We start from the raw sequence: 8,673 nt of genomic DNA, 5'->3' as shown, positions 1-8,673 counted from the left end.
TAAAGCACTCAAGGAAAACCGGATCATCCCCGATTTCCGGGCACCGAACATTGTCCGTCTAGCACCCGTCGCGCTCTACAACACGTTTACCGATGTCTATGACGTCGTCGCGACACTTAAACGAATCATGGAAGATAAAGAATACGAACGTTTCGCGAATGAACGCGAAGTCGTTGCTTAAGGAGTACACCATGGAACAACCTACTGAACTACGGCGTGAACTCAAGACACGCCAACTCACGATGATTGCAATGGGCTGCGCGATCGGTACCGGTCTCTTCCTCGGAAGTGGGCTTGCGATCGGGCTTGCTGGACCGAGCGTTTTGATCAGTTACGCAGTCGGCGCCTTCATCGTCCTACTTTTAATGGGCTGTCTGGCTGAAATGACGGTCGCCCATCCGACATCTGGCTCGTTCGGTACGATTGCCGAACGATACATTAGTCCGTACGCGGGATTTCTCGTCCGCTATTCGTACTGGATCGCAAACGTTCTCGCAATCGGCGTTGAAGTTAGTGCGATCGCCATCTATATGAAATACTGGTTCCCGGACGTTCCCGGGGTCGTCTGGATTCTCATGTTCGCTGCCGCGTTAATTTACATTAATGCTACGACAGTCAATACGTTCGCAACCTTCGAGTACTGGTTCTCGGTCATTAAGATTAGTGCCATCTTACTGTTCATCCTGCTTGGTGCTTACTTGGTCATCGGTAGTCCGAGCCCTGAGATCGGTCCACAAAACTTCACGAATGATGGTGGCTTCATGCCATTCGGCTTCTCGGGTCTCTGGATTGCGATCTTCATCTCCCTGTTCAGTTTCCTCGGAACGGAATTGATTGCTGTCACTGCCGGTGAAGCAAAGGACCCGGACGTTGCCGTACCGAAAGCATTAAAAGCGACGGTCTTCCGTCTCTCGACGTTTTATGTCGTCACGATTGCTTTAATGTTGATGATTGTCCCGTGGCAACAAGCAGGCGGCGTCGATCAAAGTCCGTTCGTCAAAGTAATGGAGATGCTATCGATTCCATATGCAGGCGGTATCATGAACTTCATCATCCTGACGGCAGCGCTCTCCGCGATGAACAGTCAGCTGTATGCTTCGACACGGATGATGTATTCATTATCCAAGGCAACGTATGCGCCAAAAGTATTTGGTCGTTTAAATCGAAAAGGTGTACCGCTCTTCGCACTCGCCTTATCAACGCTCGGCATTTTTCTCGCTGCGATCATCAGCAGTCAGTCGAGCGTCTCTTATCCGTTCATGATGGGGATTTCGATGTTCGGGGCGATTTTCACGTGGTTCATGATTTTCATCTCCCATTTGTACTTCCGTAAAGCCTGGGAACGTGAAGGTGGACGGACATTACCGGTTCGGATGATGGGCTATCCGTATCTGACGGCCCTCGGTGCATTGTTGTTATTCGCACTCGTCCTGACGACATGGTTCACAGATTTCCAAATCGTCTTGAAGTTTGGTATACCGTGGTTAGTGTTCTTATCGATCGCCTATTTCTTCTGGAAACGGGCGCATCCAGAACAACTGAAGACCGCTGAAAAACGAAAACTGAATTAACTCGATAAAGGGGATGAATGGGAATGACAAAGACAGATCCTACGTCTATTGAAGCATCGATTCAAACGGATTTTAAGAAAGATATGTCCTACGGGGATTATTTGCAACTGGATCCATTACTTACAAGTCAACATCGCTTATCGGGGCATCATGACGAGATGCTGTTCATCATCATTCATCAAACGAGCGAACTCTGGATGAAGCTGATCCTGCATGAGATGCGGGCAGCGACGCAAGCCGTTGCAAACGATGATCTCGAATCATCGTTTAAGATGCTCGCACGGATCTCAAAGATTCAGCACCAGTTGATTCAGTCGTGGAATGTCTTGTCGACCTTGACCCCTGCCGAATATCTGGAATTCCGTGATGCGCTTGGTCACTCGTCCGGTTTCCAATCGTATCAAAACCGCCAAATCGAATTCGCGCTCGGCTTCAAGAATGAGCAAATGCTAAAAGTCTATGCGCATGACGAAACCCTCTATCCGATGATGCTGGAAGATCTGAAGACACCAAGCATCTACGACGAAACGATTCGCGCGATGGCGCGCCATGGGCTACCGATCGACGAATCCGTCCTTGAGCGTGATGTCACGCAAGACTGGACGCCGAATGCAAGTGTCGAAGCAGCTTGGGCAAGCGTCTATCGTGATGTCGATCGGTACTGGGATTTGTATGAACTCGGTGAAAAACTACTGGATATCGGGAGCCAACAACAGATGTGGCGCTTTAACCACATGAGTACCGTCGAACGGATCATCGGACAAAAGCCAGGAACGGGCGGTTCTTCTGGCGTCAGTTATCTACGACGTGTGCTTGACCACCGCTTCTTCCCGGAACTGTGGTCAGTCCGCACGACATTATGAGGAGGATGAAGCGATGACACGATGGATTGATGTTTCACAACCACTTGATCGCCACGTCACGACGTGGCCGGGGGATACACCGTTTGAAGCAACATTGACATGGAATAAGGCAGACACCGGTTCCGTTAACGTCGGCAAAGTTACGATGAGTCTGCATACCGGCACTCATGTCGACGCGCCGTTTCATTTTGACGATGCTGGACAAAAAATCATCGACCTTGATCCGGATCTCTACATCGGACATGCGCGTGTCATTTACTTACCAGGTCGTACAGAAATCACAGCCGCTGATTTAGATGGCTTTGAGCTAAATGACGTCCAGCGCTTGATCATCAAAACGGATGGTTGGATCGACAAATCAACTTTCCCGGAAACGATTCCCGTCTTGACGCCAAGTCTTGCTGAACGTCTCGGTGAACTCGGGATTTCGCTGATTGGTCTCGACTTACCAAGCGTCGATGCGATCGACAGCAAGGAAATGGCGGCCCATCATTCACTGGCGCAGCATGGAGTCCATATCCTCGAAGGACTCGTCCTTGATGCGATCACGCCTGGTGATTACCACCTTAACGCCGTCCCACTCCCGCTCGTCGATGGCGACGGTAGTCCCGTTCGTGCCTTACTTCGTCCATACTAAAAAAATCCGTCCAGCAGCCTCTCTGCTGGACGGATTTTTTACTTATGTAGCGGTTCGAATAAACTGGCTTCGATCTGACGAATGACATGTCCGAGAACTGCAAGTGACGAATCGACCTCAAATCCTTGATCGAGTGAATGATTCGCTCCTTCGATAACATCGATCATTAATTGTGATGTCCGACACGTTTCAAGTGCTGCCTCATCATAAAACTTATCGGCCGTGCCAATGACGATCAGTCCAGCTTGCGTCGAGGCGGCGATTTGTTCGACCACTTCATTTAGGACGGGTGTTAAGAAAACGAAGCGTGCTGCCTGTAGACTCGGCTTAGCAAGTAACGCGGCAAGCGGAATCGTGCCTAACGATTTTGCGATAAACTGAACGTTTTCGTATGGATGCTTTGCCAGCACTTCTGAGACGACAGCGTCAACCCGGCGCGTCATGCAGGCATTTGAATCAGCGTCTGACATCAAAAATAGATCTTCTGTCACATAGTGAATGCAGATGACATCGATGCCTCGCGCGAGTAATGCCATTCGAGTGTAGTAAAAGTATGGATGGTCGTATACGTACGATGCTCCCGAGATCAAGAAGCAGACCTGTTTGGATCCCATTTGAAAATGATCATATGAGACGGTCGTCTGATCGACGACGATGGATGATTGTTTGATATGCATGAAACCCCTCCACGTTTTTTCTAGACTTTACCATTTCAGAGGTGGACTGTCATGTCTTTTTGACTCTTTCTTATTTGAAGAAGTAGTGCGATGTAAGAAACCATCCGCGTATATCATCCTCTCTTTCCACAGGCGGGAGATAAGCCGCGACAACTCGCATTTCTTGCGATCTGCCGGGTCTTATCTATCCCTGACGAAAGCTACTTTGTTGCTTTCTTTTCCTGTAGGAGTCGAGGATGAATCTGCTTCTTCTCCTATTTAACAAAAAAGGTCGCTTTCCGATTTTTCATTCGGAAAACGACCTTCTGTTCGTCAAACATTTGTTGATTACCCTCTATCTTTTACTACTTATTAGCCAATCGGAGCAAACACCGACTGTTCGACTTGTTTTAACTCATAAAACGCCCCTTGTCGTGTCATCAATTCGGCATACGTTCCGACTTCGATGACTTGTCCTTGATCCATGACGATGATTTGGTCCATCGCTTCAAGACCCGCTAAGCGGTGGCTGACGAGCACGAGTGTCGCATCCGTTGCTCGCGCAAACAGTCGCTTGAGAATCATCTGTTCCGTCAAAGCATCAACGGATGACGTCGGTTCGTCAAGCAAGTAAAGCGATGCTTCTCGCAAGAGCACGCGGGCAATCGCCAGCCGCTGTTTTTCTCCTCCGGATAAGTTCTCTCCTTTTTCAAACACACGATCACTCAACTCGAATGTCGTTAATCCGACATCATCGAGTGCTTGTCGCATCGCTTCGTCCGTCGCTGCTTCGTTTGCGAGAAGTAGATTATCACGAAGTGTTCCATAAAAGTAGTGATTTTGTTGCAGGACGACATTCGCGTGCTGCCAGAGTCCTTCCGGATCAACCGTCTGACTGTCCTGTCCAGCAATCGTTAATCCGTCCGTCGGATACATCCGTAACATCAATTGAAGTAACGTTGATTTCCCGGAACCACTCGCTCCGACGATTGCCGTCTTCTTACCAGCCGGAATCGAAACAGTGACGTCACGTAAGACTGGACGGGGTGCATCAGGAAACGTAAACGTCAGCGCATTCGTTTCAAAGGACGGTACCTGATCGAGGACGAACGGAGCGTACGTCGGCTCCTCTTGCTCAGTCACGACTTCATCGAGTCGTGTCGCAGCATGGCGGCTATCTTCAAAGAAGCCGGGTAAAATCGCCATCGGTGCCGCATTTTCAAAGACGGTCAGCGATGTCATGACGAGTAAAGCGAGGAAAACTCCCTCGAGTTGTCCGCTTGCGACGAGATAGGCACCCACACCGAGGACAAGCCAAGAGATGATCAGCGTTACCATCGTATTTAAGGCCAGGTTCGAGACAGCGTGTAAACCATTACGTTTCTCTTCCTCGACATACCGTTTCGCGACGGCATTCAAGTCCTGTTCCTTTTGGTCGAGCTGTTGGTAAATCTTCAAATCACGATAGCCTTGGAATAACTCTGTCACTTCTGTCGACAAGTCACCACGTCGGACACGGACTGAACGGGCGAAGCGTTGTTCACGGTACGCGAACCATCCCGGAATCAAGAAACCGGTCAAAATTAAACCAAGCAACAGAATCCCGGCAATCTTCCATGAGAAGAAACTGACGAAAAAGATCGTACAGAAGAAAACGAGCAGTAACACGATCGGTGGATAGAGGACACGTAAGAACGTATTTTGCAGACTCTCGACATCCCCGACGATCCGCGCAAGTAAATCCCCACTGCGGTACTTACCAAAAATCCCTGGCGCAAGCGGCTCGAGACGACGGTAAAATGACGTTCGGATGTCACTAAGGATGGTAAACGTCGCCCGGTGCGAATAGTAACGTTCCGAATACCGACTGACGGCGCGCGTCAGACTCGACACTTTTTGCAGGGCGATCAAGACGGCGAGTGTCTGGATCGGTGGCAACAAGGCTGCCTTTGAAATCAGGTACCCACTTGCTGCGAATAAACCGACCGCTGTCACACCGGCGAGGACACCGAAGAAGATCGACCAGGCGATATCGCGTTTTTGATGCACCATCAACCGAAAGACTCCTAATAATTCCTTCATCGTGTTTCCTCCCCTCTCTGGACGCTACGCATCCGCGCATATTCCGAATCGCGTCCAAGCAGTTCATCGTGAGTGCCGCGATCGACGATTCGTCCGCCGTCGAGAACGACGATTTGATCCGATCGTTCAATCGTATGCAAACGGTGCGCGACAGTGATGACGGTTGCCGATTGTCCGAGTTGCTCAATCGCGTGTTGGAGCAGTCGCTCCGTTTTGACATCAAGTCCAGTCGTCGGTTCATCAAAGACGACGACGTTCGGTCGTTTCAAGAACGCTCGTGCTAACGCAACACGCTGTTTTTCGCCACCCGATAGACCGCGTCCACCTTCTCCGATCACCGTGTCGATCCCTTCAGGCAACGTCGCAATCAACTCCTCGAGCCCTGCCGCCTGCGCCGCTTCGAAAATCTCTTCAGGCGTCGCTTGACGAAGCTCACCAATCGCGATGTTTTCTGCCAGTGTTCCGGCATACAGATACGGATGTTGAGAAATGTAGCTCAACTGACGGAACCAGCTTGTTTCCTCCACCTGACCGCGCTCGGTTCCGTCGAGTAGAATCCGTCCTTCTTGTGGATCCGCGAGTCCGGCAATCAACTGCAAGACGGTCGATTTACCGGCACCACTGCGACCGATCAACGCTACCTTTTGATACGGCTCAATCGTAAGCCCGATATCTTGTAAGGCAAAACGTCCTTCTTGGTACGTAAAGCCGACTTCATCCAAGACGATTCGTGGTGGACGATTGGTCGCAAGTTCCGATTGACCGTATGCAACAGGACGATCTTCTGCCGTCAGTTCGGCTGCGATCTGTTTCGCTGCTGCCACACTACCGCGTCCCGTGTGGAAAGCAGCCCCCATCTCTTTTAAGGCAAGATAGTATTCTGGTGCCAACACGAGCATCAAGAACGCTGGGATAAAGGTGATGCTTTGAAACAGAATCAAACGCAGACTGACTTCAAGTGCAATCATTCCCATACTGAGCATCGAGATGAACTCAAGCATCAATGACGACAAGAAGGCGAGCTTCAAGACCGTTAATGTCGCATCTCGGAAATCGAGACTGCTTTTTTCGATGACGTCACGCTGTCGTTTCGCGCGACCGAATAACTTCAAGGTTATCAGTCCTTGTAACGTATCGAGGAACGTTCCTGAGAATGCCGTCATCTTCTCGAGTTGAGCATCGGCCCGCTTTTGCGTCATGATGCCGATGATGATGTAAAACAACGGAATGAACGGCGCCGTGATCATCATGACAAGACCCGTGATCCAGTCATAGCTGAATGCCGCGATCAAGACCATCAATGGAACGATTGTGGTCTGGACGACTTTCGGCAAATATTGACTATAGTAGCTGTCCATCTCGTCTACTGCATCGAGCAAGACACTGACCTTCTGTCCCGCTTGCCCTTGTAGCATCATCTCGACTGAGCGACTCGTATATTTCGCAACGAGTGCTTCCCGAAGCGCCTGCTTCATGTGTGCCGATAACGTCGTACCGAGACGACCGTTCCAATACGTCACGGCGACTCGGAGCAACAGCATCCCGAGAACGATGAGTAGTAACGGAATGACGGATTCAAACGGTTGTTCTTTTAGGAAAATGCGATCGACTGTTAACACGATGCCGTATGATTGACCGACGACCGCGACCCCCATTAAGAAAGCCGCAATGATGAATTGAATGAGAATACTACGTGGAATCTGGACGATTCCTTTTAATGGATTCATATACAAACGTCCTTTCACGAAGTGTGAACGACTTTTAGTGAATATTTTCACATATCGTACATTTAGTATATCGAATCTGGAACGGGGATGCCATGCAGATGCTGTCGAAAAGGTGTGACGTTTTTGTGAGAGCATAAAACTCGACAATCCTTTCGAATGAAACTATTATGGATAGATATTATCCACGTTTAACGAAAGGAGTCTTTCTATGCAAATGAAAACCGGGGTCGAGCAATCCGTCTATGCGATGTTGCTTTTGACATTCCTTCCAGATCGCGCTGTGTTGCCCGGTGAATTCATCAGCCAGCAACTCGGTGCCTCGCCGACTTATTTCCAAAAGCTCTTACGAAAACTCGTCCAGGCGGATCTGTTGTATTCCGTACCGGGTGTCAAAGGCGGCTTTCGCTTACGGCGTCCAGCAGACGAAATTCAAATCTTTGACGTTTATCAAGCAATCGAGGGCAAGCAGACGTTGTATGCGTCAAGCGGTGTCTTTGAGGATTTGATGGGAATTCAGGAACAGGAGATCGGTCTACTGTCGAATCTGATGACAGAGGCGGAAGATGCGTGGCAATCGACGTTGAAGCGCGAATCGATTGGCTCGATCCGTCAAGCAATTGACGCCTCCTGTCCACCAGAACATTTAGAACGGTTACATGCGTTAATCACAGACCGGATGATGACACTTTAATGAACAGAAAGAGGTTTTTACTATGATATTGAATCGTTATTTCGACTTATTCGACGCGTCACGCACAGATGAACAAGCTTTTGAGGATCTCGTTTCCTTATTCACGACAGACATCACGTTCGTCCTGAACGGACAACCAAAGCACGGCATCGACGCCTGGAAACAATTCGTCCGTCATGTGTTTACAACGAATCAAGACATTAAGCACATGTATGCCGGCTGGGAAGAAACAACACCCGGAACATATGAAACACGCTGGGCAGTTTGCGGAAAACGGGCAGACGGTAGTGTCTTCACGCAAGACGGAAAAGATATCGCACGTCTCGATGAAAACGGACGGATCGCTTACCTGGAAAACGTTCCAGATGATCCGACGATGTTCCGTTCATAAGATGGCTTTTAAATAACGAAGAGGCTGACTCCAAAGTCAGTCTCTACAAAGATAA

At 49.4% G+C, this 8,673-nt stretch carries 8 protein-coding genes and 1 pseudogene; 6 read left to right on the top strand and 3 right to left on the bottom strand.

Annotated elements, in window-relative coordinates; all coding sequences use genetic code 11:
* From B4F99_RS06565 to kynB, 4 genes and pseudogenes are all read left to right on the top strand, one after another.
* Window positions 1-181 (top strand): annotated as a pseudogene (locus B4F99_RS06565) (kynureninase); the annotation flags it as partial.
* Between the two features lie 10 nt (window positions 182-191).
* Window positions 192-1,571 (top strand): amino acid permease, encoded by a 1,380-nt coding sequence (locus B4F99_RS06560; protein WP_290756123.1) that lies wholly within the window; start codon window positions 192-194, stop codon window positions 1,569-1,571.
* A gap of 23 nt (window positions 1,572-1,594) precedes the next feature.
* Window positions 1,595-2,434, top strand: a complete 840-nt coding sequence (kynA, locus tag B4F99_RS06555) for a tryptophan 2,3-dioxygenase (RefSeq protein ID WP_214856295.1) — start codon at window positions 1,595-1,597, stop codon at window positions 2,432-2,434.
* A gap of 13 nt (window positions 2,435-2,447) precedes the next feature.
* Window positions 2,448-3,071, top strand: a complete 624-nt coding sequence (kynB, locus tag B4F99_RS06550) for an arylformamidase (protein ID WP_290756121.1) — start codon at window positions 2,448-2,450, stop codon at window positions 3,069-3,071.
* Window positions 3,072-3,109: 38 nt separating this feature from the next.
* Here kynB and B4F99_RS06545 read toward each other — a convergent pair whose 3' ends face one another.
* The 3 genes from B4F99_RS06545 to cydD all read right to left on the bottom strand — a co-directional run bounded on the left by B4F99_RS06545 (window position 3,110) and on the right by cydD (window position 7,536).
* Complete coding sequence (locus tag B4F99_RS06545) at window positions 3,110-3,748, bottom strand: cyclase (protein ID WP_290756119.1); 639 nt, start codon at window positions 3,746-3,748, stop codon at window positions 3,110-3,112.
* Window positions 3,749-4,099: 351 nt separating this feature from the next.
* Entirely contained in the window at window positions 4,100-5,809 is a 1,710-nt protein-coding gene (cydC, locus tag B4F99_RS06540) for a thiol reductant ABC exporter subunit CydC (protein ID WP_290756117.1), read from the bottom strand.
* Window positions 5,806-7,536, bottom strand: coding sequence for a thiol reductant ABC exporter subunit CydD (gene cydD / locus B4F99_RS06535; RefSeq protein ID WP_290756115.1), 1,731 nt, complete (start codon window positions 7,534-7,536; stop codon window positions 5,806-5,808). The genes cydC and cydD overlap by 4 nt, the downstream gene beginning before the upstream one ends.
* A 208-nt stretch (window positions 7,537-7,744) precedes the next feature.
* Here cydD and B4F99_RS06530 point away from each other — a divergent pair, with 208 nt between their 5' ends.
* Both B4F99_RS06530 and B4F99_RS06525 read left to right on the top strand, forming a co-directional pair.
* Window positions 7,745-8,227, top strand: a complete 483-nt coding sequence (locus B4F99_RS06530) for an Rrf2 family transcriptional regulator (RefSeq protein ID WP_029343142.1) — start codon at window positions 7,745-7,747, stop codon at window positions 8,225-8,227.
* Between the two features lie 22 nt (window positions 8,228-8,249).
* Window positions 8,250-8,618, top strand: coding sequence for a nuclear transport factor 2 family protein (locus B4F99_RS06525; protein ID WP_290756112.1), 369 nt, complete (start codon window positions 8,250-8,252; stop codon window positions 8,616-8,618).
* The last annotated feature ends 55 nt before the right edge of the window (window positions 8,619-8,673 follow it).

This window comes from Exiguobacterium sp. UBA3491 (genome assembly GCF_002377745.1).
GTDB lineage: Bacteria > Bacillota > Bacilli > Exiguobacteriales > Exiguobacteriaceae > Exiguobacterium_A.
The sequence above is the reverse complement of the archived record's forward strand: the minus strand, read 5'-3'. Positions and strand labels throughout refer to the sequence as shown.